This window comes from Microbacterium yannicii (genome assembly GCF_024055635.1).
GTDB classification, from domain to species: Bacteria; Actinomycetota; Actinomycetes; order Actinomycetales; family Microbacteriaceae; genus Microbacterium; species Microbacterium yannicii.
On the sequence record NZ_JAMXMB010000039.1, the window covers coordinates 14,355 to 39,920 of the forward strand.

Below are 25,566 nucleotides of genomic sequence, written 5' to 3' on the forward strand. Positions count from 1 at the left end.
CGGCTCGCGGGGGTCCGGCTGCGCGTCGTCATAATTGATCTAGCGATCAATAGAGAAGATACCTATGCTGGCGAGACCATGTCAAGCACATCGTCACGACCGCGCATCCGCAAGGCTCCGGCCGAACGCGCCGCCGAGATCGTCGCCGCCGCGACCGCGATCGCCCGCGAGCAAGGCCTCAGCGCGCTCACGCTGCGCGCCATCGCGGAGCGGGCGGGCGTCGCCTCTGGGCTCGTCGCCCACTACGAGCCGTCGATGGACGACCTCGTGGCGCGCGTGTACGCCGACCTTGTGGAGGAGGAGGTGCGCGACGTCGAGCAGGTCGTCGGCGCGGTCGCCGATCCAGCCGAGCGGCTGGGCGCACTCATCGAGACCCTCATGGACGGCGGACGCGACGAGCTCACGGTCGTGTGGGTCGAAGGCTGGGCGATGGCCCGCCGCAACGACGCGCTCGCCGTCGCGGTCCGGGCGCAGATGCAGCGGTGGCAGACGCTCGTCGAGGCGATCGTGGCGGACGGATGCCGCACCGGCGCGTTCTCCACGACAGAGCCGGGGGAGGTCGCGTGGGAGCTCATCGGCATGATCGACGGGCTCAACGCCCAGTCGCTGGCGCGCGGCACCGACACCACCCGCTTCGCGCCGCGCACGGCCCGCGCGGCAGAGGCGCTCGTGGGCGCGCGGCCCGGATCGGTGGCGGTGACCGCGAGATGATCGACGACGTCCGCGCCGATCGCAGGAGGGGCCCCGAGCAATGAGCCGTCTCGCATGGCATGACATCTCTGCGCCGGTGCGGGCGCAGATCGAGGAGGTGCTCGGCGGCCCGGTCGTCGAGGCGGTGTCGCAGCCTGGCGGCTACTCGCCCGGCTCGGCCGACCGGGTCGTGACCGCGTCCGGTCGTCGGGCGTTCGTCAAGGCCGCCAGTCCGGCGGTCAACATCGACACTCCCGACATCCACCGTCGCGAGGCGGCGATCAGCGCCCGGCTTCCGGCCGCCGTCCCGGCGCCGCAGCTCATCGGCGCGGTCGACGACGGAGAGTGGATCGCACTCGTCCTCGACGACGTCGAGGGACGGCATCCGTCCACTCCGTGGCAGCCCCGCGAACTGGCGGCCGTCTTCGACGCGCTGCAGCAGGTCGGGTCCGTCGCACTCCCCGCCGACGTGCCGGTGGCGGATGCCGGCGACGAGCTCGCCCAGGACGGCGTGGCGAGGTGGCGCATTCTCGATGCCGACGCCGTTCCCACGCTGCCCGGCGGGCTCGACTCCTGGGTGCGCGGGCATCTGGACGAGCTGACGGATGCCGCGGCCCAGGGAGTCTCGGACGCTCGCGGCGATCGGCTCGTGCACTACGACACCCGAGCCGACAACATCCTGCTGCGCCCGGACGACTCGGTCGTGCTGGTCGACTGGCCGTGGGCCGCCCGCGGCGCCGGATGGTTCGACGCGCTGACGCTGCTGGTCAACGTGCGGTACTACGACCCGCGCGCCGACGTCGAAGGCATGATCGCGGCTCATGGAGTGTTCGACGGCATGCCCGCGGACGCGGCGACCCACGTGCTGGCCGCGTTCTCCGGGATGTTCCTCGAGGCGTCGCTGCGGCCGGATCCGCCGCGGATGCCGACGCTGCGCACGTTCCAGCGCGACCAGGCCGTGGTGACGCTGGACTGGGTGCGCGAACGCTGGGAGGGTTGACTGCCGTGGGTGAACTCGACGATCCGGTGGTGGTGCAGTTCCCGCTTCGCGGGGAGGGCTGGATGGCCGTCACGACACCGGACGCTCGTATCCCGAGTCACGGCGTCGACATCCTCGGGCAGCGCTTCGCCTTCGATTTCGTGCGCGTCGACGACCGGCCGGGCGTGCACGTGCATCCGGCGTCGACCTTCACCTCCTCCACCGTGGGCGGACGCACGGACGAGTGCTACGCGTGGAACGCGCAGATCCGCGCGCCGTTCGATGGGGAGGTGGTGGCGGCATCCGACGGTGTCGCCGAACGCCGGTGGATCAACCCCGTCCGCGAGGCGGCGCGCATGATCTGGAACGGCATCACGTTCCGTCCCCACAAGATCCCGGCGATCCTCGGCAACCACGTGATCCTCCGCGCCGGTGACGTCTACGCGGGATTCGCGCACCTCCGCCCCGGCACCGTGCAGGTGCGGCTCGGCGATCGCGTCGCCACCGGCGACGTGATCGGCAACGTCGGCCACACCGGCAACTCGACCTCGCCGCACCTGCACTTCCAGCTCATGGACTCCGCCGACCTCTTGAGCGCGAGGGGCATCGCGTGCGCGTTCGCCGCCTACGACGTGCGCGCTGAGGACGGCTCGTGGCGACGCGTCGAGCGCGGCATCCCGGGCTCACGCGAGCGCATCCGCTCGGTGGATGCCGGCTCCGGCGCATAGCGTTACCGCCTCCCTCGCCGCGCCGCAAGCCCCCTCCGCCGGGCGGCCCCGCCGCCGTACCGTCGTGGCAGCGAAGGGAGAACGCCATGACCACCCAGAACCCGTACCCCGGACCGATCGACGACGACGACGATCCGATGCGCGACGACACCGCCGACGACTCCGACGGCATCCTCGACCCGATCCTCGGCGGCGACGACGACCGGCCCCTCGATCCCGACCTGGACGACGATCAGATCGACAGCGCGGCTGCCGACGAACGGGCGGCGACCGAGGGAACCCTCGACGTCGACGATCGCCCGTGAGACCGGGCGCCGGCCGGGAACCGGCGGACCGGAACAGGGCCAGGATGGAGTCATGAACGCGATCCCCACCGTGATCCTGAACGACGGCGCCTGGTTCCCCGAACTCGGGCTCGGCACCTACAACCTGCGCGGCGAGGAGGGCATCGAGGCGATCGTCGCCGCGATCGAGTTCGGTTATCGCCTCATCGACACCGCCGTGAACTACGAGAACGAGCGCGAGGTCGGCGAGGCCGTCCGCCGCAGCGGCGTCGACCGGGACAAGCTCCTCGTCACCTCGAAGATCCCGGGGCGCCACCACGGCCGCCAGGAGGCGATCGACAGCATCAAGGGATCGCTGGACGTGTTGGGCCTCAAGCGCATCGACCTGCACCTGATCCACTGGCCCAACCCGAGCGTCGGCCGGTACCTCGAGACCTGGCGCGGCATGATCGATGCCCGCGACCAGGGCCTCGTCCGGTCGATCGGCGTCTCGAACTTCACGGAGGACCAGCTCACGGAGCTGATCGAGGAGACCGGTGTCGCGCCCGCGGTGAACCAGGTGGAACTGCACCCGTACTTCCCACAGGAGGCACTGCGCGCGTTCCACCGGACCCACGGCATCCGCACGGAGAGCTGGAGTCCCCTCGCCCGCCGCAGCGAGCTGCTGACCGAGCAGATCATCCAAGAGTTGGCGACCGTCCACGACGTGACGCCGACGCAGGTGGTGCTGCGCTGGCACACGCAGCTCGGCAGCACACCGATCCCGAAATCGGCCGACCCCGACCGTCAGCGCGAGAACGCCGACGTGTTCGGCTTCACTCTCACGGACGAGCAGGTCGCCGCCATCAGCGCCCTCGAGCGCGGGCGGTTGTGGGACGGGGATCCGCGCACGCACGAAGAGATGTGATCGACGGATGCCGCGGTCCGGCGCCTGCGTCCGCGGCGTGCCGGCACGCGGCATCCGAATCCCGATGGGGTATGCGTGTGCGGCAGCTCAGGCGTCGGGGAGGGCCGCGAGCCATTCGCCGAAGGTCTGCGTGCCACGCAGCGCGTCGGTGCGAGGCAGCAGCGATCCCGAGCGGAAGGCGCGGCCCAGCGTGCCGGGCGCGTCGATCACGGCGAGGGGCCCGTGGTACCCGATGGCCCGGGCATAACGCTGCACCATGTCGGCCAGGCTCTCCTCCTGCGGTCCGCCGAGGTCGACCGCCCGCGCCGACGGCCCGTGCTCCGCGAGATCGACCAGACGTGCAGCGACCTCATGCACGGCGACGGGCTGCACGCGACCGGTGCGGGCGACGTGGGCGCCGGCATGGGTGCGGTGGAACATCATCGCCGCGTACTCGTGGAACTGCGTGGTCCGCTGGATCGTCCAGGGGACGCCGCCCGCGGCGACGAGCCGTTCCTGCGCCAGTTTCCCCGCGTAGTAGCCGTCGGGCGCGGCCTCCGCGCCGACGATCGTCAGCGCGAGGTGGTGGCGCACCCCAGCTGTGCGCTCTGCCGCGAGCAGGTTGGTCGTCGCCCCGGCGAAGAAGCTCACCGACTCGGCCGGTTTCGCGGTCACCACGTTCGAGACATCGATGACGGCATCGACGCCGTCGAGCGTGCCCGCGAGACCCGCTCCGCTCTGCAGATCGACGCCGGTCCGCCGCGAGAGCACGATGACCTCATGGCCGCGCTCCTTCGCGATCGCAGCCACGTGCGTGCCCGTCATCCCCGTCCCGCCGGCGATCGCCAGTCTCACGAATCCTCCTGCGTGCGTCGACACGGTCTGCCGGCCGACCCGCGACCAGGGTAGCGGCAGCTCAGCGGTCGGTCGCTCGGTGTGTGACATGAGCGGCTCATGCCCGCTCGGGGGACAGTTCGCCCACGAGCCGCTCGTGGACGTCGAGCGTGGAGCGCACCGTCTCCGATGGCGCAGAGGATGCGGTGCGGCCCCGCGAGACGTCCGTGTCAGGCGAGTTCGCGCAGCCAGTCCGAGAAGGTCTGGGTGGCGAGGACGGCGCCGGGGGCCGGCAGTGCGAGGCCGGCGCGCATCGCCTTCATCTGAGCGCCCGGCAGGCTGACGGAGGGGATCCATCCGCGGTGCCCGGTGTGACGGGCGAACGCCTTCACCATCTCGTCCATGGCCTCTTCGCGCGGCCCGGCGAGGTCGGGAACGCGGCCCTGCGGCGCTCCGGCGGCGAGAGTCGCCAGATGCCTGCCGACGTCGCGAGCGGCGACCGGCTGCACGCGTGCCCGCGGAGCGACGTGCAGCGGGCCGAGCTTCGCCCTGTCGAACAGCTGCCCCGCGAACTCGTGGAACTGCGTGGCCCGGAGGATGGTCCACGGCACCGCGGCCGTTTCGACCACGCGCTCCTGCGCCAGCTTGCCGGCGTAGTAGTCGTACGGCATCCGATCGATCCCGACGATCGACAGCAGCAGCACATGCCGGACTCCTGCCCGAGCCGCCGCCGCCACGAGATTGCCGGTCGCCGTCTCGAAGAAGCCGATGGCGGCGCCGGCCGACAACGTCGAGATATTGGCGGTGTCGACCACCGCGTCGACCCCGTCGAGCGCGGCGTCGAGCCCCGCCCCGGTCGTGAGGTCGACGCCGGTACGGCGACTCAGCGCGACAGCGTCGTGTCCCTCCGCGCGGAGGGCCTCCACGGTTCGGCTCCCGACCACACCGGTGCCTCCGGCCACAGCGATCCTCATCGTCGCACTCCTTCCGTCGATGCCTCCATGATGCGCATGATCGACCCGCTCAGCCAATGGCAGCGAGGGACGCCCCGCGGCTGAGGGGTCGGTTAGCGTGGAGCCATGGCGACTCCCTCCGACTCCACGCCCTTCGATTCGCTGGCCGACTACATCGCCCTTCCTCGTGTCGAGGCCCTCGCCCTCTCGCGCGACGGGCAGACCGCCGTGCTCACGGTGGCGGCGCTCAAGAAGGACGGGACGGGGTACGAGCGCGCGCTCTGGGCCGTGGCGGCCGACGGCGGCGGCGCGCCGCGACGGCTGACGCGTTCGGCCAAGGGCGAGGCGGGTGCGGCGTTCACCGCGAGCGGCGACATCCTGTTCGTGTCGGCGCGTCCCGACTCCGAAGGCGACGCCGACGACGAGTCCGGTCAGCTGTGGCTGCTGCCGGCAGCCGGTGGCGAAGCCCGCCCCGTGACGCGGCTCGCGGGTGGGGTCGACGGCATCGCTGCGACCGCGGAGGCTGCCGACCGCCTCGTGATCTCGGCATCCCTCCTGCCCGGCGCCGACACGCTCGAGAGTGAGGCGTCCCTCCGTGCGAAGCGCAAGGAGAAGAAGGTCTCGGCCATCCTGCATGACACCTATCCGGTGCGCTTCTGGGATCACGACCTCGGTCCCGCCGAGCCGCATCTGCTGGCGATCGACGTCGACGCGCTCGAAGACACGATCGCCGCCGCGGTCGCGGAGGCAGCGGCTGCGGAGGACGAGCAGAAGACCGAGGCCGCATCCGGCGCCGACGCCTCGGCACCTGCCGCGGAGGAGAAGCCCTACCCCGCCACACTGCCCCGCCCGCGCGATCTCACCCCGAAGCCCGGGCGCTCGGCCGACCACGCCGACGCGGCCCTCACCCCGGACGGCACCACGCTGATCGCGTCGATCGAGCACCGCGAGCAGCGGGCCGGCCGGCAGGTGCTCGTCGCGATCGACGCGGCCACCGGCGAGCGCACGACCCTCTTCGACGAGGTCGACGTCGATTACGAGATGCCCGCCGTCAGCCACGACGGCACGCGCATCGCGTATCTCCGCACCGTCAAGAGCACCCCGGCCGCCCCCACCGACTACGAGGTGTGGGTGGCGGATGTCGACGGCTCCGGCGCCCGGCGGATCGCCGAAGAATGGGACCACTGGGCGTCATCGTTCGTCTTCGCCGCCGACGACGCCGCCCTCATCGCCACAGCCGACCACGACGGCCGCGGACCGGTGTTCCGCCTGCCGCTGGAGGGCGGTGCCCCCGAGCGCCTCACCGAGGACGACTTCGCGTACTCCCACGTGCTGGTCGACCGCACCACCGGCGACCTCGTCGCCCTGCGCTCCTCGTGGGTGGTCCCGCCGCATCCCGTCCGCATCTCGGTCGACGGCACGGTCACCCCGCTCGCGACGCCCGCGACGACTCCTCGGGCACCCGGCTCGATGACCGACGTCGACACCACGACAGAGGACGGCGCCCGCGTGCGGGGATGGCTGCTGCTGCCCGACGGCGCGTCGGCCGAGGCACCGGCCCCGCTGCTGCTGTGGATCCACGGCGGACCGCTCAACAGCTGGAACGCCTGGAGCTGGCGCTGGGCGCCGCTGCTCGCGGTCGCCCGAGGCTACGCGGTGCTGCTGCCCGACCCGGCGCTGTCGACCGGCTACGGCCTCGACTTCATCGCTCGCGGCTGGAACAGCTGGGGCCATAAGCCCTACACCGACCTGCTAGCCATCACCGACGCCGTCGAGGCGCGCGACGACATCGACCAGACGCGCACGGCGGCCCTGGGCGGCTCGTTCGGCGGCTACATGGCGAACTGGGTCGCGGGCCACACCGACCGCTTCCGCGCCATCGTGACGCACGCGAGCCTGTGGGCGCTCGACCAGTTCGCCGGCACCACCGACAGCTCGGAGTACTGGCAGCGCATCTTCACGCCCGAGGCGATGGCCGAGCACTCGCCGCACCAGTTCGTGCGCGACATCCGCACACCCCTCCTCGTCGTGCACGGCGACAAGGACTACCGGGTGCCGATCGGCGAGGGCCTGCGGCTGTGGTCGGAGCTGGCCGAGCACCACGCCGACGCGGACGGACGGATGCCGCACCGCTTCCTGTACTTCCCCGACGAGAACCACTGGGTGCTGAAGCCCCAGCACGCCGTGATCTGGTACGAGACCGTGTTCGCCTTCCTCGCCGAGCACCTGCGGGGCGAGGAGTTCCAGCGGCCCGAGCTGCTCGGCTGAACCTCGCCGTCGACCGACGGGTCCGGCGCGCGGCTCAGGACGCGTGCCGGACTTCGCAGTCGCTCCCGGGCGACAGGATCGCCTCGTGGCCGTCGTCGTAGCGGACCACCAGCAGCGGATTCTCGCCGCTGCCGCGGACCTCGATCACCTCGCCTGCGCGCTCCACCGCTCCCACGATGCGGCCGTGGATGACCACGCGGTCGCCGACACTCGCCTGCATGCGGACCACCTCCTGGCGCTCACCATACGACGCCGCGGCCACGAGGGGTAGGGGCTCCGAGCGGCCGCCGTCGCGCGTCGGTTGCGCACGCTGGGCGCCGTCGCGTCAGAGCTGTGCGCCGTCGTCGTCGCGGTTCTCGAGGCCGACGCTGCGGCCGCGCCATGACTCGTAGGCCATCAGCCAGCCGATCGACACCGCGGCGGCGAGCACGATGCCCAGCAGCACGCTGCCCCAGATCAGTCCGAAGACGATCCCCAGCGTGAAGAGGAGGGCCGTACCGAGGGCCCAGCCGGAGTGCCCGCGGGTCCAGCCCTTGCGTGTCGTGGTCATGCCGAAAGCCTAGGGGTGCGTGAGGTGTCGCGGGGCGCTTCGGAAGGCGCTGCTCTCGCTAGGTTGGAATGCACGACCTCGTACACGGAACGGAAGCCATGACACTGAACGTCAGCCCGCTCACCCTCGGCACCTCCGGCCTCGGCCGCGACACCGCGCCCGGATCCCCGGAGGAGGACGCCGCCGTCGCCTTCGCGCAGCAGCTCTTCGCGAGCACGCACGCGTTCCTCGACACCTCGAACAACTACGCGGGTGGGCGCTCCGAGGCCGTCCTCGGCCGCGCGATCGCACGCATCGGGACGGATGCCGCCACCCGCGTCATCTCGAAGGTCGACGCCGAGCCCGAGACGGGGGCGTTCGACCGCGACCGCGTGCTGCGCTCGTTCGACGAGACCGTGACGCGTCTGGGCGTCGACCGGCTGCCGCTGCTGCACCTGCACGATCCATACACGGTGACCTTCGATGAGGCGATGGGCCGCGGCGGCGCTGTGGAAGGGCTCGTCGAACTGCGTGAGTCGGGCCGCGTCGATGCGATCGGCGTCGCCGCCGGGCCCATCGGGCTCATGGCGCGGTACGTCGGCACGGGCGTGTTCGACGCGGTACTGATCCACAACCGCTTCACCGTGGTCGACAGCTCCGCCGCACCGGTGTTCGCCGACGCGCACGAACGCGGGATGACGGTGTTCAACGCGGCCCCGTTCGGTGCCGGCATCCTCTCCACCGGCGCGAAGGAGGGTGCGATGTACGGCTACCGTCCTGCGACGCCTGAGCTCCAGGAATGGGTGTCGCGACTCGAGCGCGTGTGCGCGTCGTTCGGCGTGAGCCTGCCGGCGGTGGCACTGCACTACTCGCTGCGCTCGCCGCTCGTCGACTCGACCGTGGTCGGTCTGTCGTCCGCGCCTCGCCTCGACCAGCTCGACCAGCTCGAAGCGACACCGGTGCCCGAGGAGCTCTGGACCGAGCTCGAGTCCCTCGGTCCGGCGCCGTCGACCATCGACGACAGCGCCTACGCCTGAGTGGCAGGCGTGGTGCGCGCCCCGGCGGGGCCCTGTTGGCGGCCGGGCGCCGGCGTGGCGCCGGACCCCGGCCGCGCGCTCAGGACTGCTGCGCGTTGACCGCGATCATCCAGTCGATGCCGTAGCGGTCGGTGAGCATGCCGAACCGTCCGCCCCACGGGGGCGTGTCGAACGGCATCGTGACGCTGCCGCCGTCGGCGAGCTTGTCCCAGTACCCCTGCAGCGCGGCCTCGTCATCGCCGCTGACCGACACGGAGATGCCGGCCGGCTTCTCGTAGGTCATGCCGCTGGGGGTGTCGGCCCCCATGAGCACGAACCCCTCGGGCGTCGTCAGTTGTGCGTGCATCACGAGGTCGTTCTCGGCGGGATCCTGGACCATCCCCTCGAACTGGCCGAACGTCGAGATGTCGAGCTCGCCGCCGAACACGCTCTGGTAGAAGGTCATCGCCGCGCGGGCGTCGTTCCGGAAGGACAGATAGGGGTTGAGGCTGGGCATGTCGAACTCCTGAAGTGGATGATGGATGCCGCGCCCGGCCGCGTGGCGGGTCCCAGTGTGGCGGGGGCCTCCGACAGCCACAAGAACCCCGAGCGCAGCTTCCGGACCGACGGCGCCCTCGCGGCTGGGAGCCGGGCAGTCGGCCGCTCGGCTCAGCGGTCGCGGTGGTCTTCAGGGTGCAGGCGGGGTCCGCGACGGGGCTCGCGCACGCCGCTCGCGCCGATGAGCCGGATGACGCGCTGGCGCTGACCGGGCCAGTCGGCGAGGAGCCGCAGCATCCCGTCGTCGTCGACGCGGTGCCCGGTCAGGGCGTAGCCGACCTCGTGGGCGACGTGGTAGTCGCCGACGCTCACGGCGTCGGGGTCGCCGAGCGCCCGGATGCGGGTCTCGGCCGAGGTCCAGGGGCCGATGCCGTGCTGGCTGACGAGCACGCGATCGACGGCCTCGCCGTCCTCGGCGGCCAGCACAGTCCGCGTGATCGCGTCGCCGCGGCGCGCCGCGCGCACGACGGTCTGGGACTGCGGCGGCTCGAGCCCGGCGCGATGCCAGACCCAGGACGGCACGTGCTGCCAGCCGTCGACGGTCGGAGGAGCGAACATGGGCGCCGGCGTCGGCCCGGGGGCTCGTTCGCCACACCACGTGACGACGCGGCGCCAGGCGCCGAACGCCTGCATGCCGGTGACCTTCTGCTCGAAGATCGCGCCGACGAGCGCGTCGAACACGAGACCGGTGCGCGACAGGCGCAGGCCGGGATTGCGGCGGTGCGCGTCGGCGATGAGCGGATGCCGTGTCGCGTCGAAGTCGGCGGGATCGTCGTCGGCGCCGCACAGGGCGGGCAGCTGCGAGAGGGCCCATTCGCGACCAGGCCCCCACGCGGCGCCCCGGATCACGCCCGGATGGGTCTCGCGGATCGCGAGGGTGGCGATGCCCGCGGGCGTACGGCTCGCGCGCCAGATGACAGCTCCCGAGACGGTCATCGTCGGGTCGCCGGCGCCGCGTCGCTGATAGAGCACGGTGCGACGAAGGTCGAGCGGATGCCGCGGCCGGTACTCCGTCTCGAGCGGCCGGACCGGATCGGGGCGGGGGTCGCGGGCCGTGGCGGTCCGCTGGCCGAAGCGCTCGGCATCCCTCGTCCGAGGAATGCGCGAGAGCGAGGTGGTCATGCGGCCAACCCTACGCCCCGGTCTCCGACATCCGTGCCGGCGGGGCGGCGCTCAGAAGCGGTCGGGCGAGGGGGTGCCGTGGCCGTAGCGGATGACCACGTCGGCGTGACGGTCGAACCGGTAGCCGACGCCCCGCACCGTGCGCACGATGTCTTCGTACCGGCCGAGCTTGGCCCGCAGCCGCCGCACGTGCACGTCGATGGTGCGCTCACCGGGAGCGTCGTCGTCGGTCGTGCCCTGCCAGAGCGAGGTGACGAGCTCGGTGCGCTCGATCGTGCGGCCCTCGCGCAGGACGAGGTACTGCAGCAGCTCGAACTCCTTGAATGTGAACGCCGCGGACTCGCCGTCGATGAGCACGCGCTTGCGCGAGATGTCGACGACCACGCCGCCGGCGGTCGATTCCTCGTCCTCCGGCTCCTCCTGCTTGGTGCGGGCGACGGCCGACGGCTCGTGAAGTGCCAGGCGCACCACGTCGACGTCGCGGCCGCCGGCGCCGACAGGCGCGAGGGCGACTGTGGCATAGGTCTCGGCGGAGGGCGCGAGCTCGGCGATCGTGCGGCGCAGGGCGTCGACGAGCACACCGAGGTTCACGCCGGCGGCGGCGGCCTTGGCCTCGTCGAGCCCGACGTACAGGGCGAAGCCGCGCGGTGCGGTCCCTGCGGGAAGCGCGCGGGAGGCGGGCTCCGCGGCCGGCGGCGCCGGCGCCTCGGCAGCGGCCGGGTGATTCACGGCGCGGAGGTGGCGCACGGGGGTGGTGGGACGGTCGAGGAGAGCGGTGGTCGACATGATGATGTTCCTTGCGGGAGGAACCCGGAGAGCGGAGCCGGGTTGGATGTGCTGCGGCCCGGATCGTCGGAGGCGATGAGGCCGTCGGCCGATGAGGGCCGGTGCCCGACGTTGGGCGATGTGCGAAGCGGATCCGGGTGCGCGTGATCGACGCACGAAACCGGTGCTTCGGGGGACTCCGTGCGATCCGTTTTCAGAAGCGGAGCAGGAGTCCGACGGGGGTCACCGTGCTAGTGGCACATTCGACAACACATGGCAACGCGACCGGCCATCATCATGCCGGCAGTCCTGTTCGCCTCCCGGGCGGACAGATACAGCGCGTTGTCAGTCATGTGGCCGATTATGACGGACTTTGTCGGAAAACGTCAAATCGCACGGATGCCGCGGCCCGATCGTTTCGGAATGTGACAGATTGCTCAGTCCGCGGCGCGGTGGGGCACCCATGCACGGATCGGGCGCTTGACTATGCCGTGTGACACCGCAGCAGGGCCGTCTCCGACGCTGGTGGCTCGCCGTCATCCAGCGTCGTCTCAACCCGCTCACGCTCGATCTGGCGAGGGCCGGACGCGGCCCGTTCTCGCTGATCCGTCACGTGGGGCGCAAGAGCGGCAGGACGTTCGAGACCCCGGTCATCCTGGCCGATGCGGAGGACGGGCTCGTCGCGGAGCTCACCTACGGACCCGGCGTGAACTGGTACCGCAACATCGTCGCGGGCGGCGGCCAGGTGCTGCACCGCCGGCACTGGTACCGCATCGTCGGCGTCGAGCCCTACCCGGCAGATCGGGGCCGGCGGGCGTTCGGCCCCGCCCCGCGGATCGTGCTCACCATTCTGCGGCGGCACGAGTTCCGTCTGCTGCGGGTCGAGCAGGCCGACCCGCCCTCCGGCTGAGGGCGGCCGGGGTGTCTCCTGAGCGATTGCCGCGACATCGAGTGCCGCGGATCCGGCGGGGGGAGGGCGGGCGTAGCCTGTGCGCGTGACCGAGTTGCGCTTCACCAAAGAGACGGATGCTTCGCGGTACACGCTGCACCGGGGCGACGACCTCGTGAGCGTGCTCGACTACCGCGACGACGGCCGCACGGTGGCCATGACCCGCGCGTACACCGTGCCCACCTTCCGAGGACACGGCTACGCCGGCGAACTGGTCGAGCGGGCGATCGAGGAGCTCGAGCAGACAGGGGACCGGAAAGTCGTCCCGGTGTGCTGGTACGTCGCGGACTGGTTCGAGGAGAACCCCTCTCACCGCGGCATCCTCAGCCCTCGTCCCTGACGCGCAGAGGACCCTCTGCCGTAGGGGGACGCTTGTCAACCCCATGCCGCAGGGCACTGCGCCCGGCGATGCTGGGGAGTGACGAGAGGAGTCGCGATGGATCGCGATCGATCGAACGACCAGGAGCTTCCCGAGGGCGTGATCAATGCCGCCCCGGCGGGTGGCTGGGAGGGCGTCGGAGATCAGGAGTCTGACGAGCGCAGCGCCGCACAGACGGATTCCGAGCTCTTGACGGATGCCGCGTTGCAGCCGGATGACCCGGTGGAGGGCGAGGTCGCCCGGCAGGGCGCCGACCCCGATCTGGTGGCCGATGGCGGACGAGGAGAGGAACCCTGAGATGAGCACGACGGGCAACGAGTACGAGCAGCCGGGAGTGAACTACCCGGACCGCGAAGACGCCGGAGGCGCGACGCAGACGCCGGGAGGCGACGACGCTGCGCGCGACGCGCAGGCCGGTGCCGCCCCGGCCATGGGCGAGCCGAGTCCGGACGCCCAACCCGCAGGCGCATGGACCGAGTCGTCCGGGCAGGAGACCGCCGGGCAGTCGCCGACCACAGCCGGCACGGAGCCGGCTGCGGATGCGCCCGACGGTGAGCCGGTGGCGGGCCAGGCTGGAGGAGCAGCGTCCACCGGGCCATCGGAAGGAGCGCTGAGCGGCGAGCCCAGCCATGAGGCCGTCGGGATCGGCGTCGTCGACGGGGCCGATCACCACGGGCACGACGAGGGTCGTGACACGCTCACCGCCAGCCAGGCGCAGCGGTCGACCAGCGGGTTGGGAAGCGAGCAGGAGCAGCGACTTCCCGCCATGTCGCAGAACAACGCATCCGATGTCGACAAGGTCGCGGGCATCGTCGCGCAGACGCGCTCCGACGTCGGGACGGAACCGCTGGAGCGGATCGCCGAGGTCCTTCGCCAGCGTCTGAGCCAGTCGGGCGTGGATCTTCCCGACCACGACATCGAAGAGCTTGCGCGCCAGGTGTACACCGGGGACGCCGACAGTCCGGCGGAGCCGGGCCGCGACACGTCGGGCTGAGACCGCGCCGTCGACTCATCCTGCGCGCGCCCGGCCCTAGGCTGGGCGCGTGCAGATGGAGGCGTTGTTCACCGCCGTCGCCGTCGGGTTCGAGGCGGTCGGCGCCGCCGCGATGATCGTGGGGTTCGCGGTCGCGCTGGTGCTCGGCGCCCGCTCGCTCGCCCGTCACGAGGGCGGACAGGCTGCCTTCACGGTGCTGCGCACCACACTCGGTGCGGCCATCCTGCTGGGGCTGGAGGTACTGGTGGCTGCGGACCTGATCCGCACCATCACCTCGAAGCCCTCGCTCGAGGATGCGGCGATCCTGGGACTGATCGTGCTGATCCGGACGATCCTGTCGATCTCGATCCAGATCGAGATCGAAGGCACCCTTCCATGGCGCCGCGCTCTGCTGCGCAGCGGCGGTCAGATGATCGGCGATGCGGTCGCGCGCGACCGGACGGCCGGGCAGCAGGCGTCAGCCGCGCGCGGATCCACGACACCGGACCCGCGCGGCGGCTGACGGTCTAGGCGACCGCGCACGCGGTCGTGCACTCTTCCGCGGCGCGCAGTCCGATCGGCCGGGGCCACGCGACCCGCGCCGGGCGCACGGCGACCTGGACCTCCGGCGTCGGGAGCGCGGCGGTGATCCTCCGCTCGCGGATGGCTGCGCGAAGTGCGTGCTCGCGCTCTCGCGTCCAGGTGTCGTGGCGGTACTGCTGTTCGGCGGCGTATACAGCGAACATGATTCCTCCGTTGGTTCCGACAGTGTGAACCTACGCGGGGGTTCCGACATTGCCCGGGGGCGGACGGATGGCAGGAATCCGCCGCAGCACGGCCGTCCGGCGCGATGCGGCGGCCGGAGGTGCGCCGGGGATCAGGCCTCGCCGGCGAACGTGCGGATGAGACGGGCGGCGCGCGCGGCATCCCGGATCATCGTCTCGTGACCGTGGTCGGGCACCTCCGCCAGGCGCCCATCGGGAAGGTTCTCGGCGACGCGCGCGCACCAGTCCTGGGGAGCGACGAGATCGTCCTCCCCGCGCAGCACCAGTGCCGGCACGTGCGCGCGAGCGAGGACGTCCTCGGGACGGTGAGCGAGCATGGCGCGGAACTTCGCACGGATCCGCGGGCCCGCGTGCACGTACTCGCGCGCGCCGAGCACGATCACGCGGGGACTCTCGACGGCGATGTCGCGCAGCAGCCGCCACAGCTGTTTCGGAGCCGTGCGGGCCGACGGATCCACGGTCGGGCCGACGAGGACGATCCGGTCGACGACCTCGGGATGCCGCACCGCCACCTCGAGCGCGATCTGCGCGCCCATCGAATGGCCCACCACGACGGTGGGAACGCCGACCCGCGCGCGGAGATACGCGGCCACGAGATCGGCCATGCGCTCGATCGTGAGCACCCGGGCGGGCTCGGGGGCGTCGCCGTAGCCGGGAAGGTCCAGCGCGATGACCTCGCCGTCGCCAGGGTGTGGTGCGAGCTGACGCGCGAGGTCGGCGAAGACGGTGCGGCCCATGCCTATGCCGTGGACGAGCACGTAGACGCGGTCGCCCTGCCCCCGGCGCTCGGCGATCATCGTCGCGCCGGCATGCGCGAACTCCTCGATCCTCGGCATCCGTCAGGCGGCGCCCGGCTGATCGCGCAGACCGACTCGATCCGGGATGTCGAAGTGCACGCGAGGCAGCCATGCCGACGGCTCCGGCCACGGCCGCGACGCCGGCAGGCTCCGCAGTCGCGCCCGCAGCGCCGCTCCGGACGCCTCCACAGGAAGCACGCGCGAGGGCGCATGGTGAGCCAGCGCGCCCAGCCACCAGTGCCGCCAGGTGCCCTCGATCGCCTCCGGCCCCGCCACGACGTAGTAGTCAGGCATGACCGCCTCGCCGGTATCGAACAGGGACAGCAGTGCGTCGACCTCGGTCTCGAGCGAGCCGAGGGTGCAGCGCTCCTCGTACAGCTCCACCCACGCCGCCGCGACGTGCTCGAGCGGATCGGCGTCGTGCACCACATAGGGCGTCGACACCGTGGCCACGAGGTGCGCGGCGACGGCCGGGTCGGTCTCGCGCAGCGACAGCGCGACGAGGGCGGGAACGTCGGCGAGGCCGGTGAGCAGCTCGTCGCTGCCGGCCCCCACGAGTGCGACCACGGTCGATCGCGGGGCGGTGTCTGCGTTGTGCGCCATGTTCCACGATACGTCCGTCGATGCCGCGGGAGGTCGGCGCCCCGCCGAGCGGCCGCCAGGACCGCGGCGCCGAAAGCATCCGGCTGAGGCACCGCACCTGGGGACGTGCGCCGCCCGCGTGAGACGGTGGTTCGGCATCGTGCGGCCTGTCTCGGCGCGGATGTCGGGGGCCGAACGTAGCGTGTGAACATGCGGATCCTGCACACCTCGGACTGGCACATCGGGCGGTCGTTCCACGGCCACGCCACGCTCGATGCGCTGCGCGGAGTGCTCGAGACGCTCGTCGATCAGGTGCGCACGCACGGCGTCGACCTGGTGATCGTCGCCGGCGACGTGTTCGACTCGGCGACGCCCGCTGCGGGGGCCTACTCGCTCCTGTCGGATACGCTGCGGGGCCTCGTCGACGCGGGGGCGACAGTGGTGGTGACCAGCGGCAACCACGACTCCGCCGCACGGCTCGGCTTCCAGTCCGCCCTCCTGCGCGACGGCGTGCATGTCATCACCGATCCCGCCACGATCGGCACGCCGGTCACGGTCGTCGACGAGCACGGACCGGTGCACGTCTACGGCATCCCGTACCTCGAGCCGGTGCTGCTGCGCAGCAGCTGGCCCGGCGTGCGCAGCCAGGGCGACGTGCTGGCGCACGCGATGGATCTGGTGCGCGCGGACGCCGCCGCCCGCGGCGGCCGGTCGATCGCGGTGGCGCACTGCTTCGCGGCGGGGGTCGAGCCGACGCCGCACCTCGAACGCGACATCCAGCAGGGCGGGCTCGACATCGTGCCGCTGTCGACCTTCGACGGCGTCGACTACATGGCGCTCGGTCATATCCACGGCCGCCAGCAGCTGTCGCCCCGGGTCCGGTACGCCGGCGCGCCGCTGCACTACAGCTTCGACGAGGGGCACAAGCCGCGAGGGTCCTGGCTCATCGAACTCGGCGCCGACGGGCTCGTGACGGCGGACGCGCCCGGCGTGGACGAGGGTGCCGGCGCGGGGCAGAGCGCTGCGGGGGTCACCGGTGAGACGACGGCGCAGTGGCTGCCGCTGCCGGTGCCGCGCCGCCTCGTGACGCTCACGGCGACGCTCGACGACCTCCTGGCCGACGAGCGCTTCGCCGGCCACACGGGCGACTGGGTGCGCGCCGAATACACCGACCCGCTGCCGCAGCGCGATCCGATGCGCCGGCTGCTCGCGCGGTTTCCGCACTGCGCCGAGGTGCGCCACGCGCCGGTGGCCGCCCGCGCCGACGACGCGCGCACGTACGCGCAGCGCGTGCGGACCGCCCGCAACGAGGCCGAGCTCGTCGACGCGTTCCTGTCGCACGTCCGGGACGGCGAGGGGGCCTCGGTGCGCGAGGCCGAGCTGGTCGGCGAACTGCTGGACGAGCGCACGCGCGTGGAGGCGACGGCGTGAGGCTGCACCAGCTGGACCTCACCGGCTTCGGACCCTTTCGCGAGCGTCAGCGCGTCGACTTCGAAGCGTTCGAGCGGGACGGCATCTTCCTCATCTCCGGGCGCACGGGCGCCGGCAAGTCGAGCATCCTCGACGGTGTCTGCTTCGCTCTGTACGGCACCGCGCCCCGTTACGAATCGGGCGACAAACGGCTCCGCAGCGATCATTGCGAGCCCGAGGATCCGACCGAGGTGCGCCTCGAGTTCACCGTCGGCGACCGCCGCTGGCGCGTCACCCGTGCCCCGGAGTACCTGCGCCCCTCGCTGCGCGGCGGCGGGCTGACCAGCGAGCCGACCCGGGCCGAGCTCGAGGAGTTCGTGGACGGCGCATGGATCGGCCGCGCCGCCAAGCCCCGCGACGTCGGGCTGCTGCTGGACGAGGTGCTCGGCCTCAACGCGCAGCAGTTCCAGCAGGTCATCCTGCTCGCGCAGAACCGGTTCTCGCGCTTCCTGCTCGCTTCCGGCACCGAGCGCCAGTCGCTGCTGCGGGCACTGTTCGGCACACGGCGCTACGAGGAGTACGCGCGCGAGCTGGGCGAGCGCAGCAAGGCCGCCCAGCACGAGCTCGAGGCGCTCGGCGAACGTGCGCGCACGCTTCTCGACCAGGCCGAGCGCCTCATCGCCGCTCACGAACCCGAGGTCGACGGCGCCGATGAGGCGGCCGTGGCGCTGGATCTCGCCGCTCGTCGGGAGGCGGTCGACCTCGGCCAGCAGCGTGCGGCATACCGCCTGGAAACGCTCGCCCGTGAGCGGGCAGCCGCCGATGCCGCGCGCGCGGCGGCCGAATCGGCCCACGCCGACCGCGTCGCGCTGGCGAAGGGTCAGGCCGAGCTCGGCAAGGCCCGTGAGCGCCTGACAACTCTGGACGAGGCCGGAACGCAGGTCGCTGCCGACCGCGGGACGCTGCACCGTGCGCGGGCGGCCGAGCTGCTGCGCACGCCGCTCGAAGGCGCGCAGAGCGCCCAGCAGGCGGCGGTGAGAGCTTCCGAGACGGCGGCGGAAGCGGATGCTTCGTGGCAGCGACTCGCGGCCGGCACGCCCGACGAGTCGGCCGGCGACCTGTCGGAGGTGGTCGAGCGCCTGACGGGCGAGCTCGCGGTCTGGACCGCCGCCCTCACGCACGAGGCCGCGCTCACCGAGGGCGAGGCCCGGTTGCAGGATGCCTCGGCCGAGGTCACGCGGCTCGAGACCGACATCGTCGCGCTCGACGCGCAGCGCGCCCAGGTCCCCGTCGAGCTCGCGCGCCTCGCCGATCAGCTCGAGGCGGAGCGCGAGGGCGCCGCGCGTCGTGATCCGGCGCGCCTGCGTCACGAAGAGACCTCGAGCCGGCTGGCCGCTGCGGTCGAGGCGGAGGGGCTGGCCGCCGCGAAGCGAGACGCCGAGATCGCCCAGCGCGACGCGTCCGCGGCAGCGGCGACGGCTGCCGCCGCAGTCGCCGTGCTGCTGCAGCGTCGTCTGGACGGGTACGCCGGCGAACTCGCGGCGACGCTCGTCGACGGCGAGCCGTGCGCCGTCTGCGGTGCGACCACCCACCCGGCACCGGCTGATCCCGCCGAAGAGCCGGTCACCGACGAGATGCTCACTGCCGCTGAGGAGCTCGCCGACGCGACTGCCCGTGACGCGCGCACCGCAGGCGACGCCGCGAGCGCCGTGCGCGAGCGGCACGCCGAGGCGGCGGCACGCGCCGGCGGACAGGACGTCACGGCCCTGCGCACTCAGCTCGCCGCGGCCGCCGAGGAGCTCGCCGACGCAGAGGGCGCGGTGGGACGGCGCGACGCTCTCGCCGCGCGCCACGCCGAGCTCGCTGCTCTCGACGCCGAAGCCGAGGCCTCCCGTTCCGGCCTGGTCGAACTCCTCGCCGACGCACGCACCCGGATCGCCGCGCTCGCGGCGACGGTCGACGCTGCCCACCAGGCGGTGGACGCCGCACGTGGCGAGCATCCGAGCGTCGCCGAACGGGTGGCGCATGTGACCGCCGTCCGGGATGCGGCCCGAGCGGCCGCTGCCGCCCGCGCCGACGCCGAGCGAGCGGCGGCGCGGGCCGTCCAGGCGCAGGCCGATGCGGACGCGCGGATCGCGGCATCCGTCTTCACCGATGAGGCGGACGCCGTCGCAGCCCTCGTGAATGCTGCGGACGTCGACGCGCTGGCCGAGCGCATCTCGGCGCACGATGCGCAGCTCGCGGCGACGCGCGCACGCGTGCTCGAGCTCGAGCTGGAGCTCGCCGGCGCGCCGGTCGAGCCCGTCGACACCGCGGCCTCGCGCGCGGCGCTCGACGCAGCCGACGCCGAACGCACCGCAGCCCTGCGGGCAGAGAGGGACGCGCACACGGTCGTCGAACGCCTGCGCGACCTGGCGCTGCAGATCGACGACTCCTATGCCGGTGTGGCCGCGCGCGCCGCCGACGCGGCCGCGATCACCCGGCTCGCGGACACCGTGGCGGGGCGAGCCCCCAACACCATGAAGATGGACCTCGAGACCTTCGTGCTGGCCGCCGAGCTCGAGGAGATCGTCGCGGCGGCCAACCTGCGGCTCGGCGACATGTCGTCGGGGCGCTATCGCCTGCAGCACACCGATGCGCGCGCTGCGCGGGGCGCCGCGTCGGGGCTCGGCCTCGAGATCATGGATGCCTTCACCGGTCAGGCTCGTCCCGCCCAGTCCCTCTCGGGCGGTGAGACCTTCCTCGCCTCGCTCGCGCTGGCTCTCGGCCTCGCGGAGGTCGTCACCGCCCGTGCCGGCGGCATCCGGCTCGATACCCTCTTCGTCGACGAAGGCTTCGGCTCGCTCGACGAGGAGACCCTCGACCTTGCCATGCGCACGCTGGACGAGCTGCGCCAGGGCGGCCGCATGGTCGGGGTGATCAGCCACGTCGCGGCGATGAAGGAGCAGCTGCCGGCGCAGCTCGCCGTCGAGGCGACCCCGCAGGGGCCGAGCGTCATCACGCAGGACGACATCGCCCGCGTCTGACCCACTGTCGTCGACCGATGCACGGGTGTATCGTTCGCGGCAGATCGCGCTCCTGGGGATTCCGCGGTCCTGCCCGACCGCCGGCCCCGACCGGCCGCGGCCGTTCGCCGCGCCCACCCGTCACCACGATGTTCGGAGTCGACATGCATTCCATCACTCGGGCGCGCCGCGCCCTCGCCGCGATCGCGGCATCCGCTCTCCTTCTCACCGGAACCCTCGGCGCCGCATCCGTCGCCTACGCCGCACCGGCCCCGTCGCAGATCGTGCGGATGGCGGCGCTCGGCGACTCCCTCACGCAGGCCGCGATGACGTGCTCGAGCCTGACCTCCTGTCCTGCGAACAGCTGGTCCACCGGATCGTCGACGTCGGTCAACTCGCACTTCCTGCGGCTGAGGGCCGCCGGCGCGACGGCGCTCGTCGTCTCCAACAACGCCGTCTCCGGTGCATCCTCGAGCGCTCTGCCCGGCCAGGCGCAGGCGGCCGTCACCCAGGCGGCGCAGTATGTCACGATCGAGATCGGCGCCAACGACGCCTGCACGAAGACGGTCGCGGCGATGACGCCGACGGCCACGTTCCGGGCGAACGTGCAGGCCGCGCTGACCACCCTGGCCGCCAGCGGGGCGTCGCCGGAGATCTTCGTGGCGAGCATCCCGAGCCTGCAGCGGCTGTACGACCTCAACAAGTCCAGCATCTCGGCGCGATTCGCCTGGGGCATCCTGCAGACCTGTCAGTCGATGCTCGCGAACCCGAGCAGCACCCGAGCGGCTGATGTCGGGCGACGTGCAGCGGTGCAGCAGCGCGTGAACGAGTTCAACCAGGCGCTGTCAGAGGTGTGCGCCGCCACCGCCAAGTGCCGGTTCGACGGCTTCGCGGTGGCCAACTACGCGTTCGTCAAGTCCGACCTGTCGACGCGCGACTACTTCCACCCGTCCCTGTCCGGTCAGGCGACGCTCGCCAACCTCACCTGGCAGAAGACGCAGTGGGTGTCGTGATGCGATGAGGCTGCCACTGGACCGCGCAGCCGGCCGCTTACGCACGAGCGATGAGCGGAGAGGCCGGCGGTGACGGGGCGCGGCGTCTGATCCGGTCCAGGGGGAGCGGGATCAGACGCCGTAATCCACGCGGATGCGGTCCCGCAGCTGGTGGCTACATGCGGTCACGGCGGCGTGCCAGTCGGTGATGGCGCCGTCCTGCGCCCGATCCGAGACGGCTTTGAGCACGCGGATCGGCACGCCGAACCGCTGCGCCACCCAGATGTACGCGTAGGTCTCCATGTCGACCAGACCGGCGCCCAGCGGCCGGATCACCGCGACCGCCTCGGCATCGTCGACGAAGTGGTCGCCCGTGGCGATGGTGACGCCCTCCGCATCGAGCTCGACGAGCGGCGGCAGCGACACGTGCTGACCGACGATGCCGTCGATGTCGGTGACGTCGTGCTGCAGAGCGGCGCTGATCTCGTAGACGTCGGCGTCGAGCCGCGCGTCGATCGCCCCGGCGGTGCCGACCACCACGACCTCGTCGTAGGTGGTGGCGTCGAGTGCCCGCGTCAGAGCGTAGGTCGCCTGGAGCTTGCCGGGACCGGTGACCAGGCGGTCGAATCCCGGAAGGTCGTCAGGAAAGGCGACGAGTTCGGAGGCGAGGGCGGCGACGAGGAGTCTCACCGTCCCATCATGTCTCGCTTTCTGGCGAGCATGTCCCCGTAAGGGGACCTGAGAGCGTCGCCCGCGAATGAATCCAGACACCGGATGCCGCGCCTAGGCCTCCGGGACACCGGATGCCGCGCCAGGCCCCGGCACACTGCTGCCGCCGACATACCGGGGACACCGATGGCGCGCGATCTCCCCGTCGAGCCGGGAAGCGGGGCTAGCCTGAACGAGATGCCTGAGTCGCCTTCAGCGAAGACCACGGGCACGGCGCGCGCCGTGCCCCCCACGACCGCCGTCATCCCGCTCTCCTCCGCCGCGCGCTGGCGCGCCTTCTGGGTGTGCGTCTCGGTCGCCGCGATCACGATCCTCGACATGACGAAGGTCAACGTGGCACTCCCGTCGATCGGCGAGGTGCTCGATGCGAGCTCGACGCAGCTGCAGCTGATCGTGTCGGGGTTCGTGCTCACGTTCGGACTCGTACTCGTGCCGATGGGACGTCTCGGCGACCAGCGGTCGCGCCGCACGCTGTTCATCGTCGGGCTGTCGCTCTACACCGTCACCAGCGTCATGTGCGCCCTCGCCCCGACCGCGAACGTGCTGCTCGTCGGGCGGCTGTTGCAGGGCGTGGCCGCCGGCATCCAGATGCCGCAAGTGCTGGGCATGGCGCAGGAGCTGTTCCAGGGAAGGGAGCGCGCCCGCGCCTTCGGGCTGTTCGGCGCCACGATCGGCGTCGCGACGGCCTTCGGTCCTACGCTCGGCGGTCTGCTCATCGCGCTCGGCGGTCCGACCGACGGCTGGCGGCTCATCTTCTGGATGAACGTGCCGCTGTGCCTGGCGGCCATCGCGCTGGCGCTGTGGCTCCTGCCCGACACGAGGGCCAGATCGCGGCGCCGCGTGCAGCTCGACCCCGTCGGGCTGCTCCTGTTCGGCGCGAGCGTCGTCTCGCTGATGTGGCCGTTCCTGTTCACGACGGGCGCACCGACCGACAACCCGGCGCGCTGGTGGCTGCTCGTCGCCTTCGTGCTGTTCGTCTCGGCGCTCATCGCATGGGAACGTCACTATGCCGCGCGCGGGCGCAGTCCGCTCATCCCGCTCAAGCTGTTCCGCATCGCGTCGTATCGCAACGGGACCCTCCTGCAGACGGCGTATTTCACCGCGGCGCCGGCGATGTTCCTGATGACGACCCTGTTCCTGCAGATCGGTCTGGGCCTCGAACCGGTGTACGCGGGAATGGTCTCGATCGGCTTCGCGCTCGCGAGCGCCGTGACGTCGTGGGTCGGCGGCAACCTGGTGAGCAGCCACGGCCGCGTCGTGGTGGTGTGGGGACTCATCGGCATGCTCGCCTGCGTCGGAGGGCTCATGCTCGCGGCGCTGTACGTGCCATCGGCGTGGACGCCCTACATCATGGCCGCCATCATGACCGTCGGTGGCGCGGGCGGCGGCCTCGTCATCGCCCCGAACCAGACGCTCACCCTCGCCGACATCCCGGTCAAGCAGGGTGGCGTCGCCGGCTCGGTCGGCCAGCTCGGCCAGCGCATCGGCGCGGCGGTCGGCACCGCGGTCGCGCTGTCGCTCTTCTACGCCTCGATCTACCGCGAGTCCGGCACGCACGACGAGCTGGTGGTCTATCACGATGCGTACGCGTTCGGGATGCTGTCGGTCGCGCTCTTCCTCGCGCTCGCGTTCATCGTGGCCATCGTGGATCTCACCGCGCGTCGCAAGCGGGCCGAGTCGCCGACCGCCACCGATTCCCCGGTCCCGTAAACCCCGGAGGCATCTGGGGTAGGCCGCTCAGCGGCGGAGGGACACCGGTCCCAGGATGGGCCGCCGGCCGTCGCGCACCCAGCGGGCCCGGGTACGGCGGAACTCCTCGCGCGTCGTGAACCGGTAGCGGTACGAGACGGCCCGCACCCATCGGGGGCGCTCACCCGCGAACGGGTCGTGTGCGAGCAGGCGCAGGGTCGCGGCATCCGCTTCCAACAGCCGCACCAGGAACGCGGTGAACCAGTCGTCGAGCGAGTGCCCGAGCGGCAGGAACCACATCAGCCAGTCCAGCCGCAGGTGGTAGGGCGCGAACTGCCGGGGGATGCGGTGCACCTCGCCCGGCTTGCCCTTGAAGGCGTATTCGTGCCAGGTCGCGGCATCCGGATCCTCGTCGGTCGTCCCCTCGACGACGATCTCGATGCGCTGCTTCGTCACCGTGCCGAAGGCGCCGTAGGCGTTGGCGAGCTGCCAGCGGTTGAACGAGGCGTTCATGAGCTGCCGGCGCGCGAAGAGGTTCTGCAGCGGCCACCAGCTGAGCGCGAGGTAGAGCGCACCGACGGCGCACGTGACGACGAGCCAGTACACCGGCATCCCGTCGACGACCCACGGCGGGTCGGATGCCGCAGGCGCATGTGCGGCGCCGATCCCCGGCAGTCCGATCGCCGAGAACGCGAGCACGATCGTCATCCAGTTGAGCCAGGCGAAGTTGCCCGTGAGGACGAGCCACGCCTGCGTCGCGATGACGATCGCGGCGGCCACGGCGCCGATGATCGCGGGGACAGGGCCGGGGACGACCAGCCCGAGGAGCGGCGCGAACAGGAGCCAGGGCACCACGAGCTGCGAGAAATGGTTGCCGAGCACCTCGCCGCGATGGAACCAGGCAGGAAGCAGGTGCGCCTGACGGCTCAGCGGGCCGGGCATCGGCTGGGTCTCGTGGTGGTACATCAGCGCGGTGAGGTCGCGCCACTCGCGGCCCCCGCGGATCTTGATCATGCCCGCGCCGAACTCGAGCCGGAACACCAGCCACCAGAACAGCACGATCACGACGGTCGGCGGCGGCTGCCGATCCGACCCGAGGAACGCCGCGAGGAACCCCGCCTCGAGGAGCAGCATCTCCCACCCGAAGCCGTAGAAGGTCTGGCCGATGCTCGTGATCGACATGTAGCCGAACCACAGCGCGAGAAAGCAGAGCATCGGCACCCACGGCGGGCCGAGCTGCGGGATGCCGGCGACCAGTGCCGTCGCGACCACGATGCCGGCGGCGCACAGCGCGACCAGGCGCCGGTCGGTGTACCTCAGCCGGCGGAACAGCGTCGGGCGCAGCAGTCGGCGCCCCCGCTGGGAGGAGCGCGCCCAGTCGAGGAGCTCGGTCGCGGGCAGCAGTCCGTGCTCGCCGAGGAGCGGCCGGAACTGGTTGATCGTGGACACGAAGGCGACGACGAAGAGTGCGGCGATGCCTCGCTGCAGCACCTGGCGCGCGAACTCGAAGTCGACGGCGGCGAAGCCGTTCATGAACAGTGCCCTCGGTGCGCGGCGTCGAAACGGCATGCGGCGCGGTCGAGCACGTCCGTGAGGCAGAGCCCTCTCGAACCGCCGTCGACCATCAACGCACGCCTGACCATGGCCCCATCCTTTTCCTCCGG

General features: G+C 71.9%; 28 protein-coding genes. 16 read left to right on the top strand and 12 right to left on the bottom strand.

The features are described 5' to 3' along the window. The first annotated feature begins 78 nt into the window (after positions 1–78). The 5 genes from NCG93_RS17235 to NCG93_RS17255 all read left to right on the top strand — a co-directional run bounded on the left by NCG93_RS17235 (position 79) and on the right by NCG93_RS17255 (position 3,588). Positions 79–711: a TetR/AcrR family transcriptional regulator gene (locus tag NCG93_RS17235; protein ID WP_194412974.1), complete on the top strand. Its 633-nt coding sequence runs from the start codon at positions 79–81 to the stop codon at positions 709–711. 40 nt (positions 712–751) lie between these two features. Continuing rightward, entirely contained in the window at positions 752–1,690 is a 939-nt protein-coding gene (locus NCG93_RS17240) for a phosphotransferase (protein WP_194412975.1), read from the top strand. A 5-nt stretch (positions 1,691–1,695) separates the two neighbouring features. Next, on the top strand, positions 1,696–2,397 hold the full coding sequence (locus NCG93_RS17245) for a M23 family metallopeptidase (protein ID WP_194412976.1): 702 nt from the start codon (positions 1,696–1,698) through the stop codon (positions 2,395–2,397). A gap of 86 nt (positions 2,398–2,483) precedes the next feature. Next, the gene (locus NCG93_RS17250; protein WP_194412977.1) at positions 2,484–2,702 is read left to right on the top strand and encodes a hypothetical protein; all 219 of its coding nucleotides are present in this window, start codon (positions 2,484–2,486) and stop codon (positions 2,700–2,702) included. A 52-nt stretch (positions 2,703–2,754) separates the two neighbouring features. Next, positions 2,755–3,588, top strand: coding sequence for an aldo/keto reductase (locus NCG93_RS17255; RefSeq protein ID WP_194412978.1), 834 nt, complete (start codon positions 2,755–2,757; stop codon positions 3,586–3,588). An 87-nt stretch (positions 3,589–3,675) separates the two neighbouring features. Here the strand turns inward: NCG93_RS17255 and NCG93_RS17260 are convergent, their stop codons facing one another. Both NCG93_RS17260 and NCG93_RS17265 read right to left on the bottom strand, forming a co-directional pair. Continuing rightward, complete coding sequence (locus NCG93_RS17260; RefSeq protein WP_194412979.1) at positions 3,676–4,422, bottom strand: SDR family oxidoreductase; 747 nt, start codon at positions 4,420–4,422, stop codon at positions 3,676–3,678. A gap of 209 nt (positions 4,423–4,631) precedes the next feature. Beyond that, positions 4,632–5,375, bottom strand: a complete 744-nt coding sequence (locus tag NCG93_RS17265; protein ID WP_194412980.1) for an SDR family oxidoreductase — start codon at positions 5,373–5,375, stop codon at positions 4,632–4,634. Between the two features lie 105 nt (positions 5,376–5,480). On the opposite strand from NCG93_RS17265, the gene NCG93_RS17270 reads away from it, so the two are divergent. Then, a complete protein-coding gene (locus NCG93_RS17270) occupies positions 5,481–7,622 on the top strand; it encodes a S9 family peptidase (protein ID WP_194412981.1) in 2,142 nt (713 codons plus the stop codon). A gap of 34 nt (positions 7,623–7,656) precedes the next feature. Here the strand turns inward: NCG93_RS17270 and NCG93_RS17275 are convergent, their stop codons facing one another. Both NCG93_RS17275 and NCG93_RS17280 read right to left on the bottom strand, forming a co-directional pair. Further along, entirely contained in the window at positions 7,657–7,842 is a 186-nt protein-coding gene (locus NCG93_RS17275; protein WP_194412982.1) for a DUF1918 domain-containing protein, read from the bottom strand. A gap of 105 nt (positions 7,843–7,947) precedes the next feature. Next, a complete protein-coding gene (locus NCG93_RS17280; protein ID WP_194412983.1) occupies positions 7,948–8,172 on the bottom strand; it encodes a hypothetical protein in 225 nt (74 codons plus the stop codon). A gap of 98 nt (positions 8,173–8,270) precedes the next feature. Between NCG93_RS17280 and NCG93_RS17285 the strand changes: the two genes are divergently transcribed. Next, positions 8,271–9,188, top strand: a complete 918-nt coding sequence (locus tag NCG93_RS17285; RefSeq protein ID WP_194412984.1) for an aldo/keto reductase — start codon at positions 8,271–8,273, stop codon at positions 9,186–9,188. A 79-nt stretch (positions 9,189–9,267) separates the two neighbouring features. Here the strand turns inward: NCG93_RS17285 and NCG93_RS17290 are convergent, their stop codons facing one another. The 3 genes from NCG93_RS17290 to NCG93_RS17300 form a co-directional block, all read right to left on the bottom strand. Continuing rightward, positions 9,268–9,684, bottom strand: coding sequence for a VOC family protein (locus NCG93_RS17290; protein WP_194412985.1), 417 nt, complete (start codon positions 9,682–9,684; stop codon positions 9,268–9,270). Positions 9,685–9,836: 152 nt separating this feature from the next. Then, positions 9,837–10,847 (bottom strand): DNA-3-methyladenine glycosylase family protein, encoded by a 1,011-nt coding sequence (locus NCG93_RS17295; protein ID WP_194412986.1) that lies wholly within the window; start codon positions 10,845–10,847, stop codon positions 9,837–9,839. Positions 10,848–10,898: 51 nt separating this feature from the next. Then, positions 10,899–11,633, bottom strand: coding sequence for a winged helix-turn-helix domain-containing protein (locus tag NCG93_RS17300; RefSeq protein WP_194412987.1), 735 nt, complete (start codon positions 11,631–11,633; stop codon positions 10,899–10,901). A gap of 472 nt (positions 11,634–12,105) precedes the next feature. On the opposite strand from NCG93_RS17300, the gene NCG93_RS17305 reads away from it, so the two are divergent. The 5 genes from NCG93_RS17305 to NCG93_RS17325 all read left to right on the top strand — a co-directional run bounded on the left by NCG93_RS17305 (position 12,106) and on the right by NCG93_RS17325 (position 14,436). Next, positions 12,106–12,522, top strand: a complete 417-nt coding sequence (locus tag NCG93_RS17305) for a PNPOx family protein (protein ID WP_194412988.1) — start codon at positions 12,106–12,108, stop codon at positions 12,520–12,522. Positions 12,523–12,607: 85 nt separating this feature from the next. Then, a complete protein-coding gene (locus tag NCG93_RS17310; RefSeq protein WP_194412989.1) occupies positions 12,608–12,901 on the top strand; it encodes a GNAT family N-acetyltransferase in 294 nt (97 codons plus the stop codon). A 96-nt stretch (positions 12,902–12,997) separates the two neighbouring features. After that, positions 12,998–13,237, top strand: coding sequence for a hypothetical protein (locus tag NCG93_RS17315; protein WP_194412990.1), 240 nt, complete (start codon positions 12,998–13,000; stop codon positions 13,235–13,237). Between the two features lies 1 nt (position 13,238). Further along, positions 13,239–13,934, top strand: coding sequence for a hypothetical protein (locus NCG93_RS17320; protein ID WP_194412991.1), 696 nt, complete (start codon positions 13,239–13,241; stop codon positions 13,932–13,934). Between the two features lie 55 nt (positions 13,935–13,989). Then, positions 13,990–14,436 (top strand): DUF1622 domain-containing protein, encoded by a 447-nt coding sequence (locus NCG93_RS17325; protein ID WP_206687490.1) that lies wholly within the window; start codon positions 13,990–13,992, stop codon positions 14,434–14,436. A gap of 4 nt (positions 14,437–14,440) precedes the next feature. Here NCG93_RS17325 and NCG93_RS17330 read toward each other — a convergent pair whose 3' ends face one another. From NCG93_RS17330 to NCG93_RS17340, 3 genes are all read right to left on the bottom strand, one after another. After that, positions 14,441–14,659 carry a hypothetical protein gene (locus NCG93_RS17330; RefSeq protein ID WP_194412993.1) on the bottom strand — a complete coding sequence of 73 codons (219 nt, stop codon included), beginning with the start codon at positions 14,657–14,659 and terminating at the stop codon, positions 14,441–14,443. Positions 14,660–14,790: 131 nt separating this feature from the next. After that, on the bottom strand, positions 14,791–15,534 hold the full coding sequence (locus tag NCG93_RS17335) for an alpha/beta fold hydrolase (RefSeq protein ID WP_194412994.1): 744 nt from the start codon (positions 15,532–15,534) through the stop codon (positions 14,791–14,793). A 3-nt stretch (positions 15,535–15,537) separates the two neighbouring features. Continuing rightward, the gene (locus NCG93_RS17340; RefSeq protein ID WP_194412995.1) at positions 15,538–16,098 is read right to left on the bottom strand and encodes a hypothetical protein; all 561 of its coding nucleotides are present in this window, start codon (positions 16,096–16,098) and stop codon (positions 15,538–15,540) included. 189 nt (positions 16,099–16,287) lie between these two features. Between NCG93_RS17340 and NCG93_RS17345 the strand changes: the two genes are divergently transcribed. The 3 genes from NCG93_RS17345 to NCG93_RS17355 all read left to right on the top strand — a co-directional run bounded on the left by NCG93_RS17345 (position 16,288) and on the right by NCG93_RS17355 (position 21,505). Beyond that, positions 16,288–17,508 (top strand): exonuclease SbcCD subunit D, encoded by a 1,221-nt coding sequence (locus NCG93_RS17345; RefSeq protein ID WP_194412996.1) that lies wholly within the window; start codon positions 16,288–16,290, stop codon positions 17,506–17,508. After that, positions 17,505–20,513 (top strand): AAA family ATPase, encoded by a 3,009-nt coding sequence (locus tag NCG93_RS17350; RefSeq protein WP_194412997.1) that lies wholly within the window; start codon positions 17,505–17,507, stop codon positions 20,511–20,513. The genes NCG93_RS17345 and NCG93_RS17350 overlap by 4 nt, the downstream gene beginning before the upstream one ends. 143 nt (positions 20,514–20,656) lie before the next feature. After that, positions 20,657–21,505, top strand: a complete 849-nt coding sequence (locus tag NCG93_RS17355; protein WP_194412998.1) for an SGNH/GDSL hydrolase family protein — start codon at positions 20,657–20,659, stop codon at positions 21,503–21,505. Positions 21,506–21,616: 111 nt separating this feature from the next. Here NCG93_RS17355 and NCG93_RS20415 read toward each other — a convergent pair whose 3' ends face one another. Then, positions 21,617–22,174 (bottom strand): phosphorylase family protein, encoded by a 558-nt coding sequence (locus tag NCG93_RS20415; protein WP_194412999.1) that lies wholly within the window; start codon positions 22,172–22,174, stop codon positions 21,617–21,619. A gap of 216 nt (positions 22,175–22,390) precedes the next feature. Here NCG93_RS20415 and NCG93_RS17365 point away from each other — a divergent pair, with 216 nt between their 5' ends. After that, the gene (locus tag NCG93_RS17365; RefSeq protein ID WP_194413000.1) at positions 22,391–23,923 is read left to right on the top strand and encodes an MFS transporter; all 1,533 of its coding nucleotides are present in this window, start codon (positions 22,391–22,393) and stop codon (positions 23,921–23,923) included. Between the two features lie 27 nt (positions 23,924–23,950). Here the strand turns inward: NCG93_RS17365 and NCG93_RS17370 are convergent, their stop codons facing one another. After that, positions 23,951–25,435, bottom strand: a complete 1,485-nt coding sequence (locus tag NCG93_RS17370; protein ID WP_194413001.1) for a lipase maturation factor family protein — start codon at positions 25,433–25,435, stop codon at positions 23,951–23,953. Between the last annotated feature and the right edge of the window lie 131 nt (positions 25,436–25,566).